We start from the raw sequence: 25,520 nt of genomic DNA on the forward strand, positions 1-25,520 counted from the left end.
GGTGTGGGTCAGGCCATCGCGGCGGGGTCGCCCTGAAGCCCGAAGACCAGGGCGCTGATGTTCTCCAGCGTCCTGAAGTTGCGGCCGACGATGTGCTCGGGCGGGATGTACAGCCGGTAACGCGCCTGTACGTGGGCGATCAGCTCGGTGGTGTTCAGCGACGTGAGGATGCCGAGTTGGAGCAGCGGTGCGTCGGCTTCCAGGCCCGCTGTCCCCTCGGGCAGGAAACGCTCCTCGATGAACGCCTTCAGTTCGGCGAGGATCTGGTCCTGGGCAATGGTCTCTTCGGGCATGCCTGCTGCCTCCGGCGTCGGGGCGGGAATACGGCGTGGTGGCTCGGATCGTGCGCCGAACCAGCCCTCTCTCGGGCCGGCCACTGAGGGCGCGAAGACTTTCGGGCCCCGTCGGCTCCGAGTGCCGACGGCTTCCTACGGGCCGCCGCGGGACGGGCCGGCCCGCAGATTCCCTCCGGTCGGCCGAGGTCCGGGTGCGGTCGGCTGGGGCCAACCGTACGCAGCAGCCAAGGGCCTGGGCTTCACTCAACGTGATGAATTGCCGGTGGTCCGCAGGGCCCGGACCCCTACCAAAGGACGAGATCCGGGCGGAGTGGACGACGGAACGGGGGCCGAAGGGATGAGTACCCGCGGCCGTCGCCGTGGAGCGCCTGGAACGGTCAGGATCGGCGCAGGCTTCTGCCTGCCCGCAGACACCATTCGGGCTCGCGGCCCCGCCCCTGCCGGTGTTGCGGGGACAGAAGACGGCCGGCCGGAGAAGGAGCGGGCCGCCGCAGGACGGCGCCGGACCCGGTGCCCCGTGTCCACCCCCGCCCCGGTATCCCCGCGATGCCCCGGCGGTTCAGTTGCGGTGATCCCTGGAGGTCCAGAACAGTGCTGCGCACCCCGCCCCTTCCCCAGCTGCTGTGCCTGCCGCACGCCGGCGGCAGCGCGGTGATGTTCCATCCGTGGCGTGCCCGGTTCGCCGCCGCCGCCCGAGTGATCCCGGTGGAACTCCCCGGGCACGGGCAGCGGCGTGCCGAACCCACCGTCCGGGATTTCGACACCCTGGTGGAGTTGCTGGCCGGCGAGCTGGCCACCGCGGTCGACGGCCCGTACGTGTTGTTCGGACACAGCTTCGGCAGCCTGGTCGCCGCCGCGTTGGCCCGCAGGCTGCCCGAGCGATCGGGCCACGCTCCGCTGGCGCTGGCGGTCTCCGGCCGCAACGGCCCGTCGGTCCCGCACGCCCGGGCGCCCCTGCACAACGCCCCCACCGAGGAGTTGCTGCGCGGTCTCCGGGCCCTCCAGGGCACCCTGCCCGCCGTGGAACAGAGCCCGGAACTGCTGGAGGTCTTCCTGCCGCCCCTGCGCGCCGACCTGGAAATGACCGAGACCTACCGGTGGCCCGGTCCGGCACCGCTGCCGTGTCCGGTGCAGGTGGTGGCCGGCGACCTGGACCCGCTCGTGGACGAGCCGGGACTGGCCGCCTGGCAACGGGAGACGACCGGACCGTGCCGGGTGGCGCGGGTCCGCGGCGGCCACATGGCCCTCGACTCCCCCGAACTGCACCGCTGTCTGGACGGCCTGCTGGCCCGTGCCGCGCCGGTCGGCCGGCGCGGCACTCCTCCCCCGTCATCCCCGAACCCCCTGGAGACATCGTGGACTTCCAACTGAGCGAGGAGCAGTCCGCACGCCGCGATCGCATCCTGCGGCAGGTCGCCGAAGCGTTTCCCCCCGGGCACTCGCCGGGCTCCACCCGCGAGGACTGGCGCACGATGGGCGGGCTGGGCCTGCTCGGCACCTGCCTGCCCGCCGAGTACGGCGGCGGCGGGCTGGGTGCGCTGGACACAGCTCTGGTGATCGAGGCGTTCGGGCGGGCGTGCACCGACACCGGCCTGGTCTTCGCCGCGAGCGCGCACCAGTTCGCCTGCTGCGTGCCCGTCGCCGCTCACGGCTCGGACGTGGTCCGCAAGAGCCGACTGCCGGAGCTGGCCTCGGGGGCGGCCGTCGCGGGCAACGCCATGACCGAGCCGGAGTCCGGATCCGACGTCTCACGCCTGCGGGTGACGGCACGCCAGGTACCCGGCGGGTGGGTCCTGAACGGCACCAAGAGCTTCGTCAGCAACGGTCCCGTCTGCGATCTCCTGGTCACCTACGCCACCAGCGACCCGGACCTGGGCCATCTGGGGCAGACCGCCTTCCTGGTCGACGCGACCGCGCCCGGCGTCCGCCGCGGCGAGCCCCTCGACAAGATGGGCCTCTGGTCCTGCCGGGCCGGCTCGGTCGCCTTCGAGGACTGCTTCGTGCCCGACGAGCAGGTACTGGGAGAGCCGGGAACAGGCGCGGCCGTCTTCCAGGCGTCGATGGGATGGGAGCGGGCCTGCCTGTTCGCCGGGTACATCGGCCTGCTGGACCGGCTGGTCGAACGATGTACCCGCTTCGCCCGCGAGCGCCGCCAGTCCGGCCGCGCGATCGGCTCGTTCCAGGCGGTCTCGCACCGCATCGTGGACATGAAACTGCGGCTGGAGAGCGCCCGGCTGCTGCTCTACCGGGCCTGTGCGGAGATGGACCTGGGGGGACGCGCGGTGCTGCCCGTGGCACTGGCCAAACTCGCCGTCTCCGAGGCCGCGGTGACCAGCGCGCTGGACGCGGTCCGGGTCTTCGGCGGGCGCGGATACCTCGCCGACGACGGTATCGAGGCCATGCTGCGCGACTCGGTGCCGACCGTGCTGTTCTCCGGCACCTCGGACATGCAGAAGGAGATCGCGGCCAGGGAGTTGGGACTGTGAGGCTCCATGAACCGGTCGCCGACGCGGCCCGCACGACACCGCACGCCCTGGCCGTGGACGCGCCCGACGGACGGCTGGACTACGCCGCCCTGGACCAGCTGGCCGACCGCTACGCCGCCGCGCTCACCGCTCGCGGAGTACGTCCCGGTGACCGCGTCGTGCTGTGGGCGGCCAAGAGCCTGCACGGGGTGGCGCTGATGCAGGGCTGCCTGCGGGCGGGCGTGCTGTACGTGCCGGTGTCCTCGGCCAACCCGCCCCCACGCACGGCACGGATCGCCGCAGCCTGCACAGCGGTGTTGGTGGTCACCGACGAGGACGGTGCCGAGACCGCCGCCGACGCGGGGAACCAGGCCCCGGCGTGCGTCACCTTCCGCGAACTGCTCGCCGCCGCCGAGGGCGTTCCGGTGCCCGAACCGGTGGCCGGGTCACCGGACGACGCGGCGTACATCCTGTTCACATCCGGCTCCACCGGGGATCCGAAAGGGGTGTGCCTGAGCCACCGCAACGCGCTGTCGTTCGTGCGGTGGGCCGTCAAGGAGCTGGACATCGGACCGCACGACCGGCTCTCCAACCATGCGCCGTTCAACTTCGACCTGTCCGTGTTCGACCTGTACGCGGCGTTCCTGGCCGGGGCGAGCGTCCACCTGGTCCCGGAACATCTGGCCTACGCCCCGGCGCAGTTGATGCAGTTCGTCACCGACCACGAGCTGACCGTCTGGTACTCGGTGCCGTCCGCGCTGACCCTGCTGATGACGCGAGGCGGGCTGCTGGATCGGCCGGCGCCCCCGTCCCTGCGGGTGTGCGTCTTCGCCGGTGAGCCGTTCCCGCCGGTGCCGCTGCGCCAACTGCGGGGCGCCTGGCCGCACGTGCGGCTGTTCAACTGGTACGGGCCCACCGAGACCAATGTGTGCACCTCCCACGAGGTGCGTGACGCGGACCTGACGACCGGGCGGGCGCTGCCCATCGGCACCGCCTGTTCCGGCGACACCCTGCACCTGGGCGATCCGGAGCCGGGACAGCGCGGGCGTGAGCTGCTGGTCGCCGGACCGACCGTCATGCGGGGCTACTGGGGCGGCCCGCCGCAGCAAGGCCCGTACGCCACCGGTGACCTGGTCGAGGCGGATGGCGAGGGGCTGTTGGAGTACCTGGGCCGGCGCGACCAGATGGTGAAGATCCGCGGAAACCGGGTGGAACTCGGCGAGATCGAGACCGCTCTGGGGCTCCATCCGCTGGTACGCGAGGTCGCGATGCTGGTCGTCGGCGAGGGCATGGAGGCGCGACTGCACGCCGTGGTCGTCGGCCCGGAGCCGGACGCCGGACCGGACCTCCTGGAGCTGAAGCGGTGGAGCGCGCAGCGGCTCCCCACCTACATGATGCTGGACTCCCTGAGCCTGGTGGACGAACTGCCGCGCACCGACAACGGCAAGACGGACCGGCGCCTGCTCAGGAAGGCGCTGCTGCCCCGGCATTCACCGAGCTGACCGGACGGCGCCACCGCCCCGGACGGCGGCGCGCCCACATCCGCATCCCCGCTGCTGTCACCAGCAGGCACCCGGACGAACAGCCCCCTCTCCCTCCCTCCCTCCCTCTCCCCCTCCTCCCGCGAGTCAGGAGTCCCGATGTCCATGTGGTTCCGAGACCTACCCTCCGACTGCGTGGTGCTGGCCGACGTGGCGATCGCCGTCCTCGCGGGCGCGGCCCTCATCCGGGCCACCCGCCGGCTGCGCCAGCCCGCCGTGGTCTGGGAGATCGCCGTCGGCATCATGCTGGGCCCCAGCCTGCTGGGGCTTCTCCCCGGCGATCTGGACACCCTCCTCTTCCCGATGGCCCAGCGCCCCACGCTCACCGCGATGTCCGAACTGGGTCTGCTCTTCTTCATGTTCCTGGCCGGCTGGGAGATGAACCCCCGAATGCTGCGCAGCGGCCGGTCGGCGGTGGTGACCACTGCGCTGTCGGCGATGGCCGTGCCGTTCGTGATGGGCGCCGGCCTGGCCTTCGTCCTCGCCAGTGACCACCGGGGGCAGACCTCGGCCTCCGCCTTCGCCCTCTACTTCGGCACCACCATGGCGATCACCGCCTTCCCCGTACTGGCCCGCATCCTGCACGACACCGGCCTGGACCGCACCCAAGCCGGTGTCCTGTCCCTGACCTGCGCGGCGATCGGTGACGGCATCGCCTGGTGCCTGCTGATCGTGGTCGTCGCCGTGGCCTCGGCGGACGGGACGGGCCAGGTGTGGCAGACGCTGCTGATGGCCGCGGTCCTGGGCATGGTGCTCTTCGGCCTGGTGCGTCCGCTCCTGGCGCGCTGGGCAGCCCGGACCGAGCGGGACGAGGCAGCCGGGCAGGACGGCACGGACGGCAACCGCGCGTTCCTGCTCGCCGGTTCCTTCGCCGTGCTGTGCGGCTGCGCCACCGCGTGGATCGGCATCCATCCGATCCTGGGCGCGTTCGCGGCCGGCCTGGTGATGCCGCGTACGATCGGCCCGCGCACACGCCGAGCCGTAGAGGTGCCGCTCGCCCGGGTCAGCGCCCTGCTCCTGCCGGTCTACTTCGTCGTCACGGGCCTGTCGGTCGACATCAAGGCGATCGGCTGGGCGGGAGCCGGGGAACTGTGCCTGATCATGTTGGTAGCGGTGGCCGGCAAGTTCCTCGGCTCGGTGATCCCCGCCCGGTTCTTCGGTGTCTCCTGGCGGGAGGCGGGCGCGCTGGGCATCCTGATGAACACCCGGGGCCTGACGGAACTCGTGGTTCTGGGCATCGGTCACGACCTCGGGGTCATCGACGACCAGCTCTTCTCGGTCATGGTGATCATGGCGCTGCTCACCACGGCGATGGCGGGCCCGCTGCTCCGCCTGATCGGCGTCACGGCACCCACCGCCCCCACTTCCCCGGCCGACTCCGACGACGCCCCGGCTCTCTCCGGCTCGGCCCGGAACTGATGAGATCGAAACCGTTCAGGACGTCTTCACCGACGGGTTCCTCTTCAGGGGGCCTTCTATGGGGCAGTCCAACCAGGGGTGTGGGCCGCGGTCGTCCTCCACTTCCTCGGCTCCGGCCATGTCCCGCCCGGGGTGCGGGGCCTCCGCATGCCCCACGGGCCGGCGGACAGACCCGCCACAGGCGAGGCCTGCGCACCCTCCGCGTCCGTCGTGAACGACATCACCGCCCCCAAGCGCGAACCGAGCCCCTCCGGAGAACGCCCGGAGCCGTCATGGCGCATCATCCGCGACAGAGAGGAGAATTACCCCTCTCCTCAAAGAGTTCGCCCCATTCCCGGACAAGCGAACCAGGGCACTGTAGGGAGGATCGAGGAAGTCCACAGCTTGTTGATAGCAATTGATCCAGTCGAGGTTCAGAAGTACTGAATCTCCTGCCCCGTCGGCAGTCGGGCGAGTCCTGAACTGCTGACCGGTGCGCACCACGCCGCCCACGCAGCGGACAATGCACGTAGCGGCCGCAGCATCCCCATCCTCTACTGAGTAGATCTGGAGCTCCCCAGCAGTATCGCCATCCACGCCTGCAAGCCCCCGCTGCGAGTTGCTTTATGGGCTCGGGTGAAATATCTGCTCGATGCCCAATATGAAGAATGCGCCCTATCCGATGGGTGATGGGCGCCGTCGGGACTGTCTCCATACGTCTGTTTATTCAGTCGATCCCGTCCATGTGCTGCGCCGATCCATGACCGTCAGCGGTTCCCGTAGTCCTCGACCAGTTCAGCGACGAGCGCGCGCAGGGCATCGGCCCGGTGACGGTCCTCGCGCTGGACACGCAGGGCGCCATCGAGCGCCCGGAGTTTACTCAGGGCGGCCGGGTTGCGGTCCCTCAGCTCATCGAATGATGCGGTGACCAGGTCCAGGCATTGGGTGAACAAGGACCGGGTGGCCAGGGCGGGAGGAGACGGGTCCGGGGCAGCGAACCCGCTGGTCAGATAGCACACGGGATCCGTGAGGCTCCAGCCTACGACTGTGCCGTGCTGGACGAGAAGCGCCACGTCGGGGGCGATGCCGACGCGGGCCTCCAGCGGCTCGTCGAGGACGTCGAGGTCGCGCAGGCAGGTCAGCACGGTATCCCCGGGAGCACGGCACAGCTCCGTGGTCGTCTCCATGCGGAAGTCCCGGGCCTCGTCCGCCCGGAGGCCGCCCGGCCGGACTGCGGGTGTGATGGGCACCCGAACACCGTCCTCGTCGTCCGCGGCGTCACCGGGGACGTGGAACTCCGCGCCGACCAGTTCCCGGCTCACCGGATCGAAGCGGAGCTCGTCGGGCGCGTCCCACAACCATTCCGTGCTGCCGAAAGTGTCGAGCTGGAACTGCGAGCGCTCCTCCACGTCCGCGTACGTTCCGATGTACACACGAAAGTCCCGGAAGCTGAAGCGCGGCGCGATGGCCAGGGGCTCGCCCACCACGGTCGCGGTCCAGTCGCCGTCGATGGTGATCTTCACTGCGGTTGCTCCTCATCGGATCTGCACGCCGGGCGCCATGTTGCCTTGTTTGCCGGGAATCCTTCCCTCTACTACATCGCCGTGGGTAATCGGCGATCCAATATCGGTGGGCAGGCCGCCCGTCGCCCTCGCCCCGGAATCGCCCAGAACGCCCGACGGACCGTACGCCGTGATCGCGTTGCCCGCCCCAGGACCACCACCGGTCGTCACCACGATGTCCTCTCCCTGCCTGAAGATCAGATTGCCGCTGTTCGCCGTCGAGTGGTACACCGCGTCCGGGCTTTTGAGGATCTCCAGAACCCGTTCCTCGCTGAAGCCATGCCCGGTGTCTGCGTGGTAGTTGCCGGCTCTCTTGAACTTCCCTTCCTGCGCTCGGGCAACGACATCCTCCGCGGTCTTGTGGGCGTCTTCCCTGGCCTTGGCGGCCTTTGCCGCGGCCCGTTCAGCCTTCTCCTCTTCCGTGTACTTGGGCATGAGGCCCAGCGGGTCGCACCCGCCATGCGGGTTGTCCACGTACGCGACCGGATTGGGCGCCGGAGCCAGCCCCAGCGGGTCCGGCGAGGCGTAGCGGCCGGTTTCCGGGTCGTAGTGGCGGAAGACGTTGTAGTGGAGGCCGGTTTCGGGGTCGTAGTACTGGCCGGGGAAGCGCAGCGGGGTGTACGTGCCGCTGTTCCGGGACCAGGCCGTGGTGCCCCAGAGCGTGGAGCGGGAGCGCCACGCGATGTCGCCGGACTCGTCGATCAGCTCGGCGGGGGTGCCGATGAGGTCCGTGGCGATGGCGAAGAAGCGGCGGTCGATCTCCTCCTGGCCGTCGTCGGCCGTGAGGATGCGCTCCGTCTGGGCCAGGGGTGCGTGGCCGCGGTGGTCCCAGGTGAGGGTGACCGTGTTCGGGGTGTCCGGGTGGTGGGTGGTCTGTTCACACAGGGTCAGGCCGTCCCAGGTGAACCGGACCTCCTCGGCCACGCTTCCGTCGGTGGCGAGAAGGCGCTGTTTCGCGGTGCGGCGGCCGAGCGCGTCGTAGCGGTAGCGCCACCGTGTGCCGTCGGGGGTGATGACGGAGGTGAGGCGGTTCTCCGCGTCCCACGTGTAGCGCCAGGTGTCGGGCTTGCGGGAGAGGCGCGTCTTCTGTCGCAGGGTGATCCGGCCGAGGGCGTCGTGCTCGAAGCGGATGTTGCCGGCGCGGGTGATGGTGGTGCCGGTATAGGCGCGCGGTCCGGTGGCTTCGCTGCCGGGGTGGCCGGACGGCCAGGATGCCGAGGTCTGGTTGCCGGCGTCGTCGTAGGTGTAGCGCTCCGTCCAGTCCTTGGCATGGACGGCGGTGACGCGGCCCGCCGGGTCGAGGTCGAAGGTGCGGGTGCCCGAGAGCCGGTCGGCGACGGATGTCAGGTGCCCGTCGGCGCGGTAGGAGTAGGCGCGGCTGTTGACCGGGCGCGCTCCGGCGGTGATGTGCTGCGCGGAGAGCTGTCCGGCCTCGTCCCAGGCCGATGTCATGGTGAGCGCGTCATCGAAGGCGCGGGTGAGTTCCCGGCCGACGGCGTCGTGCGTGAAGTCGATGCGGTGGCCCCCGGTGGTGAGGCGGTGGGCCTGCCCGTCGGCGCCGTAGGCGTAGGAGGTGACGTGACCGGTGGGTGTGGTGCGCCGGGTGCGGCGGCCCAGGGCGTCGTAGGAGTAGGAGACGGGACGGCCGTCGACCAGCTCGGTCTTGACCTTTCCCCGACGGTCGTACTGGTAACGGAGTTCGCTGTCCGGCCCGGCCGCCTCCTGCAGGCGTCCCGCTCTGTCGTAGAGGTACGTCGTCACACGGCCGTCGACGTCCTTGCTGATCACCTGGCCGAGTTGGTCGCGCTCGAACGAGATGGTCCCGCCGAGCGCGTCGGCACGGGAGGCGAGCCGGCCCGCGGCGTCCACCCGGTAGGTGAGGGTGCGGCCGTCGAAGTCGGTCTCGGAGACGATGTTGCCGGCCGCGTCGTAGGCGTAACTCCAGCCCAGTCCCTGGGGGTTGGTGACGCGGGTGAGGCGCAGTTCGTTGTCGTGCTCGAACTCGTGGCGGACGCCGTCGGGTCCGGTGCGGGCGAGGGGCAGGTCGAAGTGGGTGTACTCGGAGCGGGTGACGCCACCGGACGCGTCGGTGTGGGTCAGGCGGTTGCCCTCGCCGTCGAACGTCCACGACTCCGTGGTGCCGTCCGGTCCGGTGCGGCGGGCGAGTTGGCCGTCGGCGTGCCACTCCAGGCGGGTGACGCCGCCCACGGGATCGGTGACGCGGACCGGTCTGCCGAGGGCGTCCCGCTCCGTGCGGGTGACGGCGCCGGTCGGGCCGGTCACCTCCACGGGCAGGCCCGCCGCGTCGCACACCACGTGTGTCGTGGCGCCGAGGGCGTCGGTGACCGAGGTGAGCCGGCCGGCCCGGTCGCAGGTGTAGCGGGTGGTGAAGCCGGCCTGGTCCGTGACCGCCGTGCGGTTGCCGCGTTCGTCGAACTCGGCCAGCACCCGGTTTCCGTCCGGTCCGACGACCTCCACCGGCAGACCGAACGGGCCCCGTACGGTGCGCAGTTCGCCTCCGTCGGGAGCGGTGGTGGAGACGAGGCGGCCGTCCTCGTCGTAGGCGAAGGCGGTGCGCCCACCCAGCGCGTCGGTGCGGGCCAGGAGGTTGCCGCGCGGGTCGTAGGTGAACCGGGTGGTGTGGCCGAGCGGGTCGGTGACGGCCAGCCGACGGCAGCCGGGGCCGAACAGATGGCGTGTGGTGTGGCCTTCGGCGGTGGTGAGTGTGGTGGTGCGGTGGCCCGTCACGGGGTCGGGTTCGGTGTAGGTCAGGGTGATCTGGACGTGGCCGGCCTGGCCGCCTTCGGCTATGACGCGGTCGTGGTCGTCGTAGGCGTAGTCGTAGCGGCTGTCGTTCGAGTCGATCCAGGCGGTGACGCGGCGGCGGTCGTCGTAGACGAACGTGGTCGTGGCGCCCGACGGCTTGCTGACGGTGGTGAGGTCGCCGTCGTCGTACCCGTAGCTCATCAGGGGCAGGTCCGTGCCGTCCTCGCCCGCACCGGCCAGGGACAGAGCGGTGATCCGGCCGTCCTCGGTGGCCAGATTCACGCGGTGGCCCGCCGAGTGGACCAGGGCCAGCGGCAGACCGCCCTCGTCGCGGTCGACGCCGATCCTGTGGCCGTTGCGGTCGGTCACCTCCGACAGCCAGGCGGTTCCGTCACCCCCCGGTTCGCTGCCCGGCGGGGCGTCGAAGTCGAGGACCAGGCCGCTGTCGGGGTCGGTGACCGTGTAGTCGCCGTTCGCGTCGCGGGCCAGCGTGGTGCGGGACCTGCCCGTCTCCGGCGTGGTGGGCGTGCCCGGGGCCGGGTGCGGGTAGCGGATCAGGAGGCCGTCGGCGGTGATGTGGATGACGCCGACGGCGTCGATCTGCAGGCGCTCGTCGACGGTGGATGTCCAGGAGGGCCCCAGGAAGCGGCCGGCCGTGCAACCGGACTCGGTGCGGCGAGTGAAGAGCAGCGGCAGGATGCCGGGAACCGTGACGTCGGTCTGCGGGAGGTACATCCGGCCGGTGGCGAGGTCCACCGGGTCGGTGTCTTCGGATATTCGCTCGACGTCCGGAGTGTTGTTGGTGCCTTCCGGGGCGTCGTCGACCAGGCGGCGCAGCCGTGCGGCCTCGGCGGCCTCGTCGGCGACGCGTACGCCCTTCACCGCGGCACCGCCGCCGCCGGTGGCGATGGTCAGCGCGATGTCGGGGATCAGCCGGCCGAATCCCTCGGCCGGGTCCTTCATGAAGTCCTTGACCATCGTGGCGCCGGTGCCGACCGGGTCGTTGGCGGCGACCACCAGACCGGCGGCCAGACTGTTGAGGGACGTGACGTACTCGGCCGGATGCGTCAGGTTGTACGGGTCCATGGGGTTGACGCTGCGGACGAAGTTGAGCATGCCCGCCGTGGCCTTGATGATGCCGCCGTCCAGATGCATGCTCATGACCTGGAACTCCTCGGCCCCGTCGCGCAACTGCTCGGCGTACGAGGGCTTCTGCGGAGCCATGTCGCGGGCGGCACACACCGCCGTGCGCGCGGTCTGCGCCGCCGAGTTCCGCTGTTCGCGGGCCGCGGCGAGGAGGTCCTGCGCATCCTGCATCAGCTTCTTGCCGGGGTCGACGAACGTCGAGGAGGGCCGGGGAGGCAGAGAGGACGGGTCGCGCTTGTCGGAGGGCTGGGCGTTGTAGCGTTCGACCGCGCTGTTGAAGTCGTTGACCTTCTTGCGGTGGGCATCCGCGGCGTCCTCGGAGGCCTTGATGCCCTCCTTCCACTTGTCGATCGCCGTCTGCGCCTGCCCCTGCGCCCAGGTGACGGTGTCCGCGAACGCGTCGAGGGCCCCGATCGCCTTCGCACTCGCATCGGCGGCGGCGTACCACTTGGGCGGCTGCGTGCCCACCGCGGTGCGCAGCGCATCGGCCGTCTCGCCCTTGAGCTGCCCGGAGTCCAGGCCCTTGAGACCGTCGCCGGTGCCGTCGAAGGCCGACTGGAAGGCGCGGAGCCTGGTGACGGTGGCGTTGAGCTTGCTGGGGCTGCCGTAGATCAGCTTGGTCTTGTCCTCGGTCTGCCCGAGGTCCATCTCGTCGACCTCCGCGCCCATCCGGTTGGCGACCGAACGGGACTGCTCGCGCACCCAGTCCGCACCGGAATCCCAGCCGACGTCATCCAGCCGGTCGGCGGTCCAGTTCCCGGCGTCCTCGACCCGGTCACCGGCCCACTCGACACCGTCCTCGATCACGTCCTCGACCGAGTCGGGCGTGATGTCGCTCAGGAAGTCTCCTATACCCACAGTCAGTTGTCCCCCGACTCGCCCTGCTGCTGCGCCTGCTCGGCGCGTTCTTCCGGTGACGGGCCGAACGGCTCGTCCAGCGCCTGGTCGAACTGGTCGTCGGAGATGCCGAGCGCGCTGTTGAACAAGTCGGACTGCCTGCCGCCATAGCCCTCGGTGAGGACGGTGCGACCCGTGTCCTTCCAGGTCTGCCCCATGTCCTGGCCGGCCTTCTCGAACGATTCGGGGCTGTAGTCCGGGTTCAGATAGTCCGGCGTGAAGATGTCGCCCCAGTTCTGCTTGGCGACCTCCTCCTCACTGGCGTGGGGGTTCCCGCCGAACAGGGAGTTGGCACCCACCTTGAGCGTGCCCGCAAGGTACTGGTCGTTCTCCCACTGGGTTCCCGCCGCCAGGCCCAGCCGGTTCGCAAGCCCACTGGCGTCCCTCACCAGGGCGCGCACGCCCCACTCCCAGCGTTCGCAGAAGTCCTCGAAGTCGGCCGCGAGACCGTGGTGCCCGGCCTCCATCCCGGTCATCGCCATCTCCGAGAAACCCTTGCCCATCACCGAACCCGTGGCACCACCGAGATCGCCGAGCTGGTCGATCGTCGCACCCACACCCTTGGTGAACTTGGTGACCGACTCCTTGTCGAGATGCAGGTCCGCCCCGTCACCGCTCATGACCGCTCCTCCCCCGCCCCGCCCGCGTCGACTGCGACCGCCTCCGGAACGATGCCGACGACCGGCGGGAAGAACATCGACCCGTCCTCGGTGGCGACATCGACCGCGAGACCGCCGGGCTCCCCCAGAGACGGCACGATCTCGTCGACGATGCGCGCACCCAGGAGCGCCGCATAGTCCATGGCCTGATCACCCGGTGCGCGAAGCAGAGCAAACCGGGCCAGAGCTGTCCCGTCGGTGAACGCGTAGATCCACCGCACCCCGCCCAACCGCGCCGACCAGAGCCGTTCGCCCACGGTCGGCACCAGAAGAACCGAACGCCGCATCTCGCCCAGCAGCGCCCGCGGATCACCAACTCCGCGTCTCCGGTCGGCAATTCGCTCGGCAAGCACAGTTCCGGACTGATCCAAGGCCCCTCCCCCACGCTCGCCTCAGGGGGCACACTGCAGGACAAGCCATTTGTGTGAGCAAAGCAGTTCGAGGTCGCCGCTCCGACGTGGGCCACGGGCCTGTTGCCCCTCGAAGCCCTGGACCGCCAACGGCGCGGCAAACGCCCGCGCCCACCCGGCCCGGCGGGTCAGCCGCGCACCCGGGCCCGTCGCGAGACCGCGGCGCGCAGGACGCGCTGGCCCTCCGTCGAGGCATCCCTCACCTGGCGCAGGCCCGCTCCCGTGGGGGCGGCGTCCCCGATCTCCGCCAGCATCTCCAGGATCCGGACCTGCCGGGCGGCTTCGCCGGACAGCAGCGGCCCCGCCCCTTCCGAATCGCCGGACCGGCAGCGACCCACCAGCTCCGTGGCGTCGGTGCGCGCGGCGTCGTGCTCGCGGTGGATGTCGAGGGCCAGCACCGAGCAGGCGTCCGCCCAGGCGCGCAGCTCCTCGCCCGACCGGTCCGCCGGCGCCTCACCGAGCAAGGTCCGGATGCGCAGGGCGCTCTCCGTCGGATCGGGCAGGGCGTCCAGCGCCGCCCGCGCCTCGGCCAGCCGCTCCGGCCAGTCGCGCGGATCGGCGCAGCCGGCCCAGAGCGGGCGCAACGGATCGGGTTCGGCTCCCTCGGCAGGCTGCGGCAGGCACCGGTCGAGGCAGGCGGCCCCGCTCGCGGCGAGCCCCCGAGGGTCAGCGGCGGCGATCAGTTCGAGCAGGCTCATCGGCGTCTCCCGTCGGCCTCCCCGTACGCGGACGTACGGGGACGCAGCGCGTCGTCTTATCGCCTTCAGCGCCGAATGGCTGAAAATCGTCACTCGTGGAGTCTTATAACCGCCGCTTGGTCCTGTCGGCGTCCTGCTGGCGTCCGGCCGTCGTCCGGCTCTCGCGCCAGGTCGTCAGTGCGCCCGGCCCCAGCCGGCCCGCTCCGCCGGGATCGGCGGGGCGACAGGAGCGGGCCCCTGCGCCGCCCGCTCGCCCTGCATCGCGGTCAGCCGGCGCACGAAAAGGATCGCGAGCACGGCGGCGGCGATGTCGAGCGCGTCGGAGGCCATGACCTGGTCGAAGGCGTTCAGGATCTCGTCCGGCTCCTCGGCGTCCGAGTAGACCTGCCCGGCGTACCGGGAGAAGACCTCCGAGCAGAGCAACGCCGCCCACCAGGCGTGCAGCAGTCCGCGCGGGGCCGGGGGCCGGTTGCTGCCGCCCGGGGAGCTCGCGGTCCAGGTGCCGCTCGCGACGCGGTGGGGCAGCCAGAGAACACCGATGGGGATGAACCAGCCGCCGATCGCCCAGCCGGGCCGCAGCGAGTGGGCGTACGCGTCGAACACCTCCGCGTTGAGCCGCACCCGGCGGAACCAGATGAGGAAGACGACGACGGTGGCAAGGAAGGTCAGCAGCTGCAACGATCCGGCGGCCTGGTACAGCATGTCGGCGCGGTCCCCGGCCGCTTCGTCGTACGTCAGGAAGTCGTCGGCCATCCCCTCGCTGAGCACCTGGCGCGAGTTGAGGCCGGCGCCGAGCGCCAGCAGGTCCGCCACGGCCACCGAGCCGAGCAGCACACACACCGCCGTGCCGAGCCCGACCGGTGACCGCAGCGAACTCGTGGTCTGCGGTCCCGTCGGCGTCGGCATCAGCCCGCCCGCCCGCGAATGGCGGAAGGCGGCGCACACCGTGCACCGCCCGTCGGCGGTGGCGGCAGGTCTCGTACCGCAGAGTGAACAGAGCATGAAAGCGGAACCCCCCAGGATTCGGACATCAACGCATGGAGCGCGCGTCCCTCCCCGGACCGCGCGGCTAGCGGAAGGTAGCCTCCGCGCGCCGCGCTGTCCACGGGGTTCGGGTGTCCGGAGGCTCAGCCCTGGTCGATCTCCTTCGCCAGCGCGCTGAAGGCGTCCCAGCCGAGCTTCGGTTTGCCCGGATCCCACAGCTTCTGGGACGTGGCCCGCAGCGGCATCCGGATGCCCTCGGCCACCTGTGCCGCAGTCTGGGCGTTCGGGAAATCGCCCCAGACCGCGAACCGGCCGCCGAGGATCTGGTCCGAGTACTTCGCCGGGACGGGGCTCGTGCCGCGCAGGACGAGAGGGGTCCACTGCTCGTAGATGCGCTTGCCGGTGGGGTAGACGAAGTTGTTCGGCTGACCGAGCACGTAGTAGAGGAACTCGTCGTTGAGGTTCAGCATCTTGAACCCCTCGCTCAGGTACTGCTCCGGCGGGCGTGCCCCGTACTCCTTACCCGTCCAGTACTCGATCTCGATGTCCTTGTCGGCCCGGACGGTGCTGTCGCGGAAGAGTCCGTCGTTCCACGCCTTGGGCTGCATGCCGTGCGGCCGGACCACCGCCGCACGGTCGTTGAGCCACCCGGTGGCGAGGTCCTCGATGCCGGCCTGCGCCCCGTACTTCTTCACGGCCGCGCGTTGCAGCTGCGGGTACGAGGCGGCGGGATTGCTCACCGTGAGTGCCTGGTACTCGTCGGCGCCCAGATGCCAGTAGGCGCCGCCGAACAGTTCGGTGTACTCGTCCAGGAGCTCGTCGACGAGCTTTGCCGCGCCGGGCTTGGAGATGTCGAGCGATCCCTTCGAGGGCACGCCCGAGACGTTGTACAGCTGGAGGTCGGGGTGGGCGGCCAGCACCGCCCCGAGGTGGCCCGGGGAGTCGATCTCCGGGACGACCTCGATGTGCAGCCGGCCGGCCAGGGCGACGATGCGCCGGACCTCGGCCTTGGTCAGGTGCTCGGGCGACACCACCTCGGGGTGGGTGTCGGACTCGATGCGGAAGGCCTGGTCGTCGGAGAAGTGCAGACCGAGCTGGTTGAGCTTGATGTCGGCCATGTCGCGCAGCCGGTCCTCGATCCAGCCGGCGCTGTAGTGCTTGCGCGCGATGTCGAGGTTGAGCCCGCGCTGCGGGCGGTCGGGGCGGTCGCGCACCTCTCCCTCGGGCATGGTGCCGTCGGCGCGCACGGACTGCTTGAGGGTGCGGGTCCCGTAGAAGACCCCCGCCTCGCCGGGTCCGCTGATCGTGACGCGTCCGTCGTGGGTCCTCAGGGTGTACGCCTCCGGCCCGCCCCCGGCCTTCGGGTTCAGGGCCAGTTCCACGTCGCCCGCACGGGCGGGGACCTCGCCCCGGTAGCTGATTTTCAGCTCACCGGCGAGCAGCTGCCCCTCGTCGGCGAGCCCCTTGTCGCCCTTGCCGATCACCACGCCGCTGCTCTTCCCGGGGCGCCAGCCCGGGCCGTGGGCGGGGGTGTGCTCCCGTACGGCGGGGATGGTGCGGGGTGTCTTCGAGAGCGGGTAGCTCCGGGTCGGGGACGGTTTGGGGGACGCGGACGGTGACGACGCCGAGCGGGACGTCTCGGAGCCGTTCCGGTGTTCGGTGCCGGAGCTGTCGCAGCCGGCGACGGTGACGGTCGCCGCGGCCACCGCCGTAACGGCCATGAGGGCGCCGCGAGAGGGTGCCATCAGTCAGAAACCTCCGGTTTCATGGAGAAAAAGAGCAGAAGGGAGAGAAAGAGATCTGATGCAGGGAGATAGCCGGGCATTCTCCTCGCCCATTCGTCCCTCACGCATCGTGAAACTCTCCCGTCCGGGTGAAATTCGCGCATCCGTCGGACGGCCGTTGCCCGGCGTCGCTAGCTTTGAGGCACATTCGTCTCTCCCTTCACCCTGCATCCACCTGGTCTCTCCGGTCCCTCCCCACTCCAGGTTCACAGATGCCGTTGATTCGAGGAGCCCACGCTGTCCAGGTCCAGCGAGTCCCACGCCGGCCTCCCCGAGCAGCCGCCCCCGTCCGCCCCGCGCAACGCCGTACCCGTGCAGAGCTGCGGACCCGTGCCCGACCGCACCCCTTCCGGCCCAGGCGGCCTGCGGCGTCTCAACACCGCCCCCGCCGCCGATGCCGAGGCCGCCCTGCTGGAGTGCTACGGCAGCCACCGCTGGGCCGAGCGGCTGGCCGGCCACCGCCCGTACCCGGATCTGGGCGCGCTCCTCGCCGCCGCCGACGAGGCGGGCTACGACCTCTCCCCCACCGAGCGCGCCGAGGCGCTCGCCGTCGAGGCCGCCCCGGGGCTGCACCCGGACGCGCCGCACTCCGCCCATCTCGCGCTGGCCGCCGCGCACGCCGCGTACGAATGCAAATTCGGTCATGTCTTCGTGATCTGCCTGGACGGCTTCCGGCCCGCCGAACACCCCGACCAGGTGCTGGCCGGCATCCGCGCCCGGCTGGGGCACGAACCCGAACAGGAGCGGGTGGTGACGGCCGACGAGATGCGGCGACTCGCCCGAGGTCGCATCATCGAGCTGGTATCGAGTCAGTAACGGGTTGGCAGACGGCCCTGACGTGCGGATCCCCGGCCACAGGCCGGTCGAGAGGCCCGTCGGAGCACCGCTATAGCCCGTACGTGCCTGTTTGATTGCCACTTTGATCACACCAGAGGCCCCGGCGCGAACGAACCGACAAACCGTCGCTACGATGGCCGGGGCCGGTGGACCGTACCCGGCCGGGTCAGACCGACAGTCAAGCCGGCCGACCCCAATCCCCGCTCCCGGAGGGTTCTTCCGTGCCGGCTGGAACGCTGTACCGCGGCCGGGAAGGCATGTGGTCCTGGGTGGCTCATCGAGTCACCGGTGTCCTCATTTTCTTCTTCCTGTTCGTACATGTCCTGGACACCGCACTCGTCCGCGTCTCCCCCGAGGCATACGACGACGTCGTGTCCACGTACAAGACGCCGATCGTCGCGCTCCTCGAATACGGCCTGGTGGCCGCGATTCTCTTCCACGCGCTGAACGGTCTGCGCATCGTCGCCGTGGACTTCTGGGCCAAGGGCCCGCGCGTTCAGAAGCAGATGCTCTGGGCCGTGCTGGGTATCTGGATCGTGCTGATGGTCGGGGCCCTGTACCCCGTCCTCGGCCACGCCGTACGCGAAGTATTCGGGAGCTGAGGCCAATGTCCACCGAGACTTCCGCGATCGGCGACGTCGAAGGCTCCGCCCTCTACGACGTCGACAACCCCGCGCCCGTGATCGAGCCGCCGCGCAAGCGGACCGGCAAGACCCCCAAGGGCTCGCGCACCAACTTCGAGATGTACGCCTGGCTCTTCATGCGCCTGTCGGGCATCGTGCTGGTCGTCCTGGTCCTGGGCCACCTGCTGATCCAGCTGGTGCTGGACGGCGGCGTCTCCAAGATCGGCTTCGCCTTCGTGGCGGGCCGCTGGGCCTCGCCGTTCTGGCAGGTCTGGGACCTGGCGATGCTGTGGCTCGCCATGCTGCACGGCGCCAACGGTCTCCGTACGGTCATCAACGACTACGCCGAGCGGGACAACACCCGCTTCTGGCTGAAGATGCTGCTGTACACCGCCACGGTGTTCACCGTCCTGCTGGGCACGCTGGTGATCTTCACCTTCGACCCGAACATCCGCTAGGCGCCGGGCCCGAAGGACCAGAGGTAAACCATGCAGATTCACACGTACGACACCGTCATCGTCGGCGCCGGCGGCGCCGGCATGCGCGCGGCCATCGAGTCGACCAAGCGCAGCCGCACCGCCGTGCTGACCAAGCTCTATCCCACCCGCTCCCACACGGGCGCGGCGCAGGGCGGCATGGCCGCCGCGCTCGCCAACGTGGAGGAGGACAACTGGGAGTGGCACACCTTCGACACGATCAAGGGCGGCGACTACCTGGTCGACCAGGACGCCGCCGAGATCCTGGCGAAGGAGGCCATCGACGCCGTTCTCGACCTGGAGAAGATGGGCCTGCCGTTCGGCCGTACGCCGGAGGGCAAGATCGACCAGCGCCGCTTCGGCGGTCACTCCCGCAACCACGGTGAGGCCCCCGTCCGTCGCGCCTGCTACTCGGGCGACCGCACCGGCCACATGATCCTCCAGACGCTGTACCAGAACTGCGTCAAGGAGGGCGTGGAGTTCTTCAACGAGTTCTACGTCCTGGACCAGCTGGTCGTCGAGGAGGACGGCGTCAAGAAGTCCGCCGGCGTCGTCGCCTACGAGCTGGCAACCGGCGAGATCCACGTCTTCCGGGCGAAGTCGGTCATCTACGCCTCGGGCGGCACCGGCAAGTTCTTCAAGGTGACGTCGAACGCGCACACCCTGACCGGTGACGGCCAGGCCGCCTGCTACCGCCGGGGTCTGCCGCTGGAGGACATGGAGTTCTTCCAGTTCCACCCGACCGGCATCTGGCGCATGGGCATCCTGCTGACGGAGGGCGCCCGCGGTGAGGGCGGCATCCTCCGCAACAAGGACGGCGAGCGCTTCATGGAGAAGTACGCGCCCGTCATGAAGGACCTCGCGTCCCGTGACGTCGTGTCCCGCTCCATCTACACCGAGATCCGTGAGGGCCGCGGCTGCGGTCCCGAGGGCGACCACGTCTACCTGGACCTGACGCACCTGCCGCCGGAGCAGCTGGACGCCAAGCTCCCGGACATCACGGAGTTCGCGCGTACGTACCTCGGCATCGAGCCCTACACGGACCCGATCCCGATCCAGCCGACCGCGCACTACGCCATGGGCGGCATCCCGACCAACGTCGAGGGCGAGGTCCTGGCCGACAACACCACCGTCGTCCCGGGCCTGTACGCCGCCGGCGAGGTCGCCTGTGTGTCGGTGCACGGCGCCAACCGCCTCGGCACCAACTCGCTGCTCGACATCAACGTCTTCGGACGCCGGTCGGGCATCGCCGCCGCCGAGTACGCCGCGAAGAACGATCTCATCGAGCTTCCCGAGAACCCGGCGCAGCAGGTCGTCGACCAGGTCGAGCGGCTGCGCGACTCCACGGGCACCGAGCGCGTCTCGGCGATCCGGCTGGAGCTGCAGGAGTGCATGGACGCCAACGTGATGGTGTTCCGCACCGAGCAGACGATCAAGACCGCGGTCGACAAGATCGCGGAGCTGCGCGAGCGCTACCTCGACGTGTCCATCCAGGACAAGGGCAAGCGGTTCAACACGGACCTGCTGGAGGCCATCGAGCTGGGCAACCTGCTCGACCTGGCCGAGGTCATGGCGACGTCGGCGCTGGCCCGCAAGGAGTCGCGCGGCGGTCACTACCGCGAGGACTACCCGAACCGCGACGACGTCAACTTCATGCGCCACACCATGGCGTACCGCGAGGTCGCCGACGACGGCACCGAGTCGATCCGGCTGGACTACAAGCCGGTCGTCCAGACCCGCTACCAGCCGATGGAGCGTAAGTACTGATGGCTACCCCCACCCTGGAAAAGGCCGACAAGGCTCCCGAGCCCGAGGCCGGTTTCGCCGACTCGCCGTACATCACGGCGACCTTCCGGATCCGGCGGTTCAACCCGGAGGTCTCCGACGAGGCCCAGTGGCAGGACTTCCAGATCGAGATCGACCCGAAGGAGCGTGTGCTCGACGCCCTTCACAAGATCAAGTGGGAGACCGACGGCACGCTGACGTTCCGCCGCTCCTGCGCGCACGGCATCTGCGGTTCGGACGCCATGCGGATCAACGGCAAGAACAGGCTCGCCTGCAAGACGCTGATCAAGGACCTGAGCCCGGAGAAGCCGATCACGATCGAGGCCATCAAGGGCCTCACGGTCCTCAAGGACCTCGTGGTCGACATGGACCCGTTCTTCCAGGCCTACCGCGACGTCATGCCCTTCCTCATCACCAAGGGGAACGAGCCGACCCGCGAGCGTCTGCAGTCCCCCGAGGAGCGCGAGCGCTTCGACGACACCACCAAGTGCATCCTGTGTGCCGCGTGCACGTCCTCGTGCCCGGTGTTCTGGAACGACGGCCAGTACTTCGGCCCGGCGGCGATCGTCAACGCGCACCGCTTCATCTTCGACTCGCGTGACGAGGGCGGCGAGCAGCGCCTGGAGATCCTCAACGACCGTGACGGGGTGTGGCGTTGCCGCACCACCTTCAACTGCACGGACGCCTGCCCGCGTGGCATCGAGGTCACGAAGGCGATCCAGGAGGTCAAGCGCGCGCTGATCACGCGTCGCTTCTGACCCGTCTGTCGCTCCCGTAGCAACCAAGGGGCCCCGTCCTCCGCACTGTTCGTGCGGAAGGCGGGGCCCCTCGGCTGTGCCGTCCGGCCGGGTGGCGGTACCGTCGTGCGGAACCGGACGTCGGTTCGCCGCCCACGGTGCAGTGAGGCCGCAGGCACGGGGTGCACAGTTTGATCGAGAGCGGGGAACGTTGAGCGATCCGAATCCGTACGCGGATGACTCATACAAGTGGGGACCTCCCCAGCAGCCGGGCGGTCCGCCCACCGTCCCGGATGCCCAGGGCTACGGCTACCCGGCGGCCGGGAACCCGGGCTACGGCTACCCGCAGCCCGAGTCCGCACCCGGCTACGGCTATCCGGCAGGTCCTCCGACGACGCCGGGCTACGGGTATCCGGGGCAGCAGGGCATGGTTCCGGCGGGCGGCGGGGCACCGATGCTGTCGCTCGGCGACATCACGGTCATGAACGACTCCATCGTGACGCCGTCCGGGACGATGCCCCTCAAGGGTGCGGTGTGGACGGCCACGGACATGTCGCGCACCGAGGAGAAGATCCCCACGGTGGGGATCGTGCTGGCCATCGTCTTCGCCCTGCTGTGCCTGATCGGTCTGCTCTTCCTTCTGATGAAGGAGAAGAAGACGACCGGATTCATCCAGGTCACGGTGACCAGCGGCGGCCGCCACCACTCGACGATGATCCCGGCCATGGGCCCGGAAACCTTCCAGATGGTGATGGCCCAGGTCAACACGGCCCGCTCGATGAGCGTCTGACGGTCACTCCCGGGGCCGGCCGCGGTGTTCCCGCGCGCCGGCTCCCGCGTCACCCGGGGCGGCTCAGTCCCATTCCGCGCCGCCCTTGTGCTCCGCGACGACCATGATGCGTCGCAGCATGTCGTTGAGCAGCCTGCGTTCGTCCTTGGGAAGGACGCCCAACAGGCGCTCCTCCTCGTGCCCGAGGAACTTCATCGCACCGATCCAGGTCGCACGGCCCTCGTCGGTCAGCTCCACGTCGACGCGGCGCCGGTCGGTGGTGGAGGGCGTCCGGCGGACGAATCCGCGGCGCTCCAGGGCGTCCAGCCGGCCGGTGACGGAGGCGGGCGCGAGGTCGAGGTCGGCGGCGAGCTCCGAGGGGGCGGCCTTGCCGCCGCGGCCGGCGAGCTTGTGCAGGGTGTCGAACTCCTGGCGGTCCAGGTCGAAGTCGACCAGGGACTGCTCGCGGACCCGGCGCAGATGGACGGAGAGCTTCTTCATCCGGGTCACCGCGCCCTCGACATCGGGGTCGAGTTCGGGAAGTACCGGCTTCCACCGCTCCACGTGGCCGTCGGTCCAGTCGCGTTGCTGCATGGGCCACAGCCTACGCCGCACCCCTACACACTTCGGAAGTTTATATTTCGTTGACGAATAGTTCGGTAACGAAATATATTCCCGCCCATGTCGCACCCCTTACGCACCCGTTCCTTCCGCCTCCTCTTCATCGGGCGCAGCCTCTCCCTCCTCGGCGACGCCGCGATTCCGGCCGCGCTCAGCATCGCCGTCTACCTGGCCACCGGCTCGACCGGCGACCTCGCCCTGGTACTCGCCTGCGCGATGGTGCCCAAGTTGCTCCTGCTGCCGCTCGGCGGGGTGGCCGGAGACCGCTTCAACGCCCGCACGGTCGCGCTGACCACCGATCTCGTACGGTGCGCCACCCAGCTCTTCGTCGGTGCCGAGCTGCTCTCCGGAACGCCCGCGCTGTGGCAGATCGCCGTGGCCGAGGCGATCGGCGGCGCCGCCGGAGCCTTCTCGATGCCGACCACCTCGCCACTGATCCGCGGCACCGTGGACGAGGCCGGGCTGCTGCGCGCCAACACCCTGATGGCCGTGGTCAGCAGCACGGCCCGGATCGGCGGCCCCGCCGTCGCCGGGGCCCTGGTGTTCACCGCGGGGCCGGGCTGGGCCTTCGTCCTGGACGGCGCCAGCTTCGCGGTGAGCGCCGCGCTGCTGGCCGCGATCGATGTCCGGCACGTCCCCATCCCTCGGCGCTCGGTGATCGCCGACCTCAAGGAGGGCTGGGGCGAGGTCCGGAGCCGTGACTGGTACTGGACGAGCCTGATCGCGCACGCCGTCTGGAACGGCGCGGCCGCCGTCCTGATGACGCTGGGCCCGGCGCTGTTCCTGCGCGATATGGGCGGCAAGGGCGCCTGGGTCGCCTTCCTCCAGACCGGAGCCGTCGGCCTGCTGCTCGGCTCACTGGTGGCCGGCCGGGCCCGGCCGCGCCGCCCGGTCCTGATCGCCAACCTGGGCCTCGCCCTCTACGCGCTCCCGCTCTGCCTGCTGGCCGCGCACACCCCCGTCCCCGTGGCCGTCATCGCGTACGGGATCGCGCTGGCCGGACTCGGCTTCCTCAACCCGGTCTGGGAGACGGCCGTCCAGTCCGCCGTCCCCGCACACGCGCTGGCCCGGGTGACCTCGTACGACTGGCTGCTCTCGCTCGGCGCGATGCCGCTGGGCTACGCCCTGGCCCCGCTCGCCGACTCCGCATGGGGCCCCGAAGTCCCGCTGGCCGTGGCCGGGTTGATGGTCGGCGCGGCCTGCCTGGCCACTGCGGCCGTGCCGGGCGTACGGAACTTCGGAGCTTCCTCCGCCGCACCCGCGAAGAACGTGACGGCCACCACCGAAGCCTCGGCTTGAACATGTTCAAAGACGGGTCTACAGTCCAGGACAACAGCATTTGAACGCGTTCAAGGGAGGGTGGGGCATGGACCTCACTGTTGTCGCGTACGTCATCTATCTGCTCATCAGCGTGGCGCTCACCATCTGGGTCGCCCGCACGCTCAGCCGCAACGGCAAGGTGTTCCTCGCCGATGTGCTGCACGGGAACGAGAAGCTCGCCGACGCGGTCAACCACCTGCTGGTGGTGGGCTTCTACCTGGTCAACCTGGGGTTCGTGACGCTCTACCTGAAGAACTCCGACGGCGTCACCGACGCCCGTCAGCTCTTCGAGGCGCTGTCGGTCAAGGTCGGTGTCGTCCTGCTCGTCCTCGGGGTCATGCACCTGGGCAACGTCTACGTACTCAACAAGATCCGTCGCCGGGGCATGATGGAGCGCGAGCAGACCCCGCCCGTCGCACCGCAGGGCTGGGTGGGTCAGGGCCCGGGACAGGGACCGTGGGCCGCGCCCGCCCCCAGGGCGTGAGGGCCGGTCATGACGACCCGCACCGCTGGGCGGCGGCTGTCCGTCGAACGGCTCACCGTGCTCTACGACGCACAGTGCTCGCTCTGCGTCCATCTGCGCCAGTGGCTGATGAGCCGGCGTCAGCTGGTGCCGCTCGATCTCGTACCGGCCGACTCCGCCGAGGCGCACCGCCGCTTTCCCGGCCTGGACCACTCCGGGACGCTGGAGGAGATCACGGTGATCGGTGACCGGGGGCAGATCTACCGCGGGACCTCCGCCTGGGTCGTCTGCCTCTGGGCGCTGGACGGGTACCGGCCGACGGCCCACTGGCTGACCACCCCGGCCGGCCGGCCGTTCGCCCGCGCGACCGTCCTCGCCGCCGCCAGGTACCGCTCCCTGACGGCCGAGCCGTGCCGGGCGGACGGCGGTGGCGGGGCGGGCGGCGAGTGCCGGGTGCTGGGCCCCGGCCCGGGAACGTAGCCGGTCCGGATACCCTCGGAACCGTGGTGAAGGAAGAGAAGGACGTGAAGGAAGTCAAGGCTCCCAAGAGCGAGCAGACCCGCACGCTCATCCTCGAAACCGCGCTCCGGCTCTTCGCCGAACGCGGCTACGACAAGACGACGATGCGGGCCATCGCCCAGGAGGCCGGCGTCTCCGTAGGGAACGCGTACTACTACTTCTCGTCCAAGGAACATCTCGTCCAGGGTTTCTACGACCGGATCGCCGCCGAGCACGAAGTGGCGGTCCAGTCGGTCCTGAACGGCGACAAGGACCTCGCGGCACGCATCCGCGGGGTCCTGCTCTGCTGGCTGGACGTGGCGGAGCCGTACCACCGCTTCGCCGCCCAGTTCTTCAAGAACGCCGCCGACCCCGAAAGCCCGCTCAGCCCCTTCTCGCAGGACTCGGTCTCCGCGCGCGAGGCGGCGATCTCCATCCACGAGCGCTGCCTGGCGGGCTCCGGGACCAAGGTCGACCCCGAACTGGCCGATCTGCTGCCCCAGCTGATGTGGCTGAACCAGATGGGCCTGGTGCTGTACTGGGTCTACGACCGGACGGACGACGCCGAACGCAGCCGCCGCCTCGTCGAGCGCACCGCCCCGATCGTCGCGCGGGCCATCGCCCTGTCCCGGTTCCGGGTGCTGCGGCCGCTCGTGCGCCAGGTCCACGAGGTGCTGGAGGAGTTCCTGCCCGGAGTCGCTGGCCGGGCGGCGGCCAAGTAGCAGCGGCGACGCGAACGGCCGCACAGCGACGGAAACGGCCGAGCGGCCGTCCCGGGACCGGAT

Annotated in this window: 23 protein-coding genes; 14 read left to right on the plus strand and 9 right to left on the minus strand. The window is 70.2% G+C overall.

Annotated features, from left to right (window positions below):
* Positions 1–8 precede the first annotated feature (8 nt).
* Positions 9–293, minus strand: coding sequence for an acyl carrier protein (locus tag OG912_RS11550; protein WP_326738238.1), 285 nt, complete (start codon positions 291–293; stop codon positions 9–11).
* Between the two features lie 594 nt (positions 294–887).
* Between OG912_RS11550 and OG912_RS11555 the strand changes: the two genes are divergently transcribed.
* The 4 genes from OG912_RS11555 (at position 888) to OG912_RS11570 (ending at position 5,721) form a co-directional block, all read left to right on the plus strand.
* Positions 888–1,667 carry a thioesterase II family protein gene (locus OG912_RS11555; RefSeq protein ID WP_327709286.1) on the plus strand — a complete coding sequence of 260 codons (780 nt, stop codon included), beginning with the start codon at positions 888–890 and terminating at the stop codon, positions 1,665–1,667.
* Positions 1,652–2,782, plus strand: coding sequence for an acyl-CoA dehydrogenase family protein (locus tag OG912_RS11560; RefSeq protein WP_327709287.1), 1,131 nt, complete (start codon positions 1,652–1,654; stop codon positions 2,780–2,782). Before OG912_RS11555 ends, OG912_RS11560 begins: the two co-directional genes overlap by 16 nt.
* The gene (locus OG912_RS11565; protein ID WP_327709288.1) at positions 2,779–4,263 is read left to right on the plus strand and encodes an AMP-binding protein; all 1,485 of its coding nucleotides are present in this window, start codon (positions 2,779–2,781) and stop codon (positions 4,261–4,263) included. The genes OG912_RS11560 and OG912_RS11565 overlap by 4 nt, the downstream gene beginning before the upstream one ends.
* Positions 4,264–4,401: 138 nt before the next feature.
* Entirely contained in the window at positions 4,402–5,721 is a 1,320-nt protein-coding gene (locus tag OG912_RS11570) for a cation:proton antiporter domain-containing protein (RefSeq protein WP_327709289.1), read from the plus strand.
* A gap of 746 nt (positions 5,722–6,467) precedes the next feature.
* On the opposite strand, the gene OG912_RS11575 is transcribed toward OG912_RS11570, so the two are convergent.
* The 7 genes from OG912_RS11575 to OG912_RS11605 all read right to left on the minus strand — a co-directional run bounded on the left by OG912_RS11575 (position 6,468) and on the right by OG912_RS11605 (position 16,567).
* Complete coding sequence (locus OG912_RS11575) at positions 6,468–7,223, minus strand: hypothetical protein (protein WP_327709290.1); 756 nt, start codon at positions 7,221–7,223, stop codon at positions 6,468–6,470.
* A gap of 12 nt (positions 7,224–7,235) precedes the next feature.
* Entirely contained in the window at positions 7,236–12,032 is a 4,797-nt protein-coding gene (locus tag OG912_RS11580; protein ID WP_327709291.1) for a putative T7SS-secreted protein, read from the minus strand.
* Between the two features lie 2 nt (positions 12,033–12,034).
* Positions 12,035–12,691, minus strand: a complete 657-nt coding sequence (locus OG912_RS11585) for a hypothetical protein (protein ID WP_327709292.1) — start codon at positions 12,689–12,691, stop codon at positions 12,035–12,037.
* Positions 12,688–13,017, minus strand: coding sequence for an SseB family protein (locus OG912_RS11590; RefSeq protein ID WP_443061085.1), 330 nt, complete (start codon positions 13,015–13,017; stop codon positions 12,688–12,690). Before OG912_RS11590 ends, OG912_RS11585 begins: the two co-directional genes overlap by 4 nt.
* A gap of 251 nt (positions 13,018–13,268) precedes the next feature.
* On the minus strand, positions 13,269–13,838 hold the full coding sequence (locus OG912_RS11595; RefSeq protein WP_327709294.1) for a hypothetical protein: 570 nt from the start codon (positions 13,836–13,838) through the stop codon (positions 13,269–13,271).
* Between the two features lie 174 nt (positions 13,839–14,012).
* A complete protein-coding gene (locus OG912_RS11600) occupies positions 14,013–14,744 on the minus strand; it encodes a DUF4328 domain-containing protein (RefSeq protein WP_327709295.1) in 732 nt (243 codons plus the stop codon).
* A 221-nt stretch (positions 14,745–14,965) separates the two neighbouring features.
* Positions 14,966–16,567, minus strand: a complete 1,602-nt coding sequence (locus OG912_RS11605) for a beta-N-acetylhexosaminidase (RefSeq protein WP_327709296.1) — start codon at positions 16,565–16,567, stop codon at positions 14,966–14,968.
* A 369-nt stretch (positions 16,568–16,936) separates the two neighbouring features.
* Between OG912_RS11605 and OG912_RS11610 the strand changes: the two genes are divergently transcribed.
* The 6 genes from OG912_RS11610 to OG912_RS11635 all read left to right on the plus strand — a co-directional run bounded on the left by OG912_RS11610 (position 16,937) and on the right by OG912_RS11635 (position 21,854).
* Positions 16,937–17,422, plus strand: coding sequence for a 2-oxo-4-hydroxy-4-carboxy-5-ureidoimidazoline decarboxylase (locus OG912_RS11610; RefSeq protein WP_327709297.1), 486 nt, complete (start codon positions 16,937–16,939; stop codon positions 17,420–17,422).
* Positions 17,423–17,664: 242 nt separating this feature from the next.
* Positions 17,665–18,045, plus strand: coding sequence for a succinate dehydrogenase, cytochrome b556 subunit (gene sdhC, locus OG912_RS11615; RefSeq protein WP_026249405.1), 381 nt, complete (start codon positions 17,665–17,667; stop codon positions 18,043–18,045).
* Positions 18,046–18,050: 5 nt separating this feature from the next.
* Positions 18,051–18,524, plus strand: coding sequence for a succinate dehydrogenase hydrophobic membrane anchor subunit (locus OG912_RS11620; RefSeq protein WP_326658473.1), 474 nt, complete (start codon positions 18,051–18,053; stop codon positions 18,522–18,524).
* Between the two features lie 30 nt (positions 18,525–18,554).
* The gene (sdhA, locus tag OG912_RS11625) at positions 18,555–20,309 is read left to right on the plus strand and encodes a succinate dehydrogenase flavoprotein subunit (RefSeq protein ID WP_326738225.1); all 1,755 of its coding nucleotides are present in this window, start codon (positions 18,555–18,557) and stop codon (positions 20,307–20,309) included.
* Complete coding sequence (locus OG912_RS11630; RefSeq protein WP_326738224.1) at positions 20,309–21,085, plus strand: succinate dehydrogenase iron-sulfur subunit; 777 nt, start codon at positions 20,309–20,311, stop codon at positions 21,083–21,085. Before sdhA ends, OG912_RS11630 begins: the two co-directional genes overlap by 1 nt.
* 190 nt (positions 21,086–21,275) lie before the next feature.
* Positions 21,276–21,854: a hypothetical protein gene (locus OG912_RS11635; protein WP_327709298.1), complete on the plus strand. Its 579-nt coding sequence runs from the start codon at positions 21,276–21,278 to the stop codon at positions 21,852–21,854.
* Between the two features lie 63 nt (positions 21,855–21,917).
* On the opposite strand, the gene OG912_RS11640 is transcribed toward OG912_RS11635, so the two are convergent.
* Positions 21,918–22,427, minus strand: coding sequence for a MarR family winged helix-turn-helix transcriptional regulator (locus tag OG912_RS11640; RefSeq protein WP_327709299.1), 510 nt, complete (start codon positions 22,425–22,427; stop codon positions 21,918–21,920).
* An 87-nt stretch (positions 22,428–22,514) separates the two neighbouring features.
* Here OG912_RS11640 and OG912_RS11645 point away from each other — a divergent pair, with 87 nt between their 5' ends.
* From OG912_RS11645 to OG912_RS11660, 4 genes are all read left to right on the plus strand, one after another.
* Complete coding sequence (locus tag OG912_RS11645) at positions 22,515–23,753, plus strand: MFS transporter (protein WP_327709300.1); 1,239 nt, start codon at positions 22,515–22,517, stop codon at positions 23,751–23,753.
* A gap of 67 nt (positions 23,754–23,820) precedes the next feature.
* A complete protein-coding gene (locus OG912_RS11650; protein ID WP_326738220.1) occupies positions 23,821–24,258 on the plus strand; it encodes a hypothetical protein in 438 nt (145 codons plus the stop codon).
* 9 nt (positions 24,259–24,267) lie between these two features.
* A complete protein-coding gene (locus tag OG912_RS11655; RefSeq protein WP_327709301.1) occupies positions 24,268–24,717 on the plus strand; it encodes a thiol-disulfide oxidoreductase DCC family protein in 450 nt (149 codons plus the stop codon).
* Between the two features lie 23 nt (positions 24,718–24,740).
* Entirely contained in the window at positions 24,741–25,457 is a 717-nt protein-coding gene (locus OG912_RS11660; RefSeq protein ID WP_327709302.1) for a TetR/AcrR family transcriptional regulator, read from the plus strand.
* The last annotated feature ends 63 nt before the right edge of the window (positions 25,458–25,520 follow it).

It is taken from the genome of Streptomyces sp. NBC_00464, from assembly GCF_036013915.1.
Classification (GTDB): Bacteria; Actinomycetota; Actinomycetes; order Streptomycetales; family Streptomycetaceae; genus Streptomyces.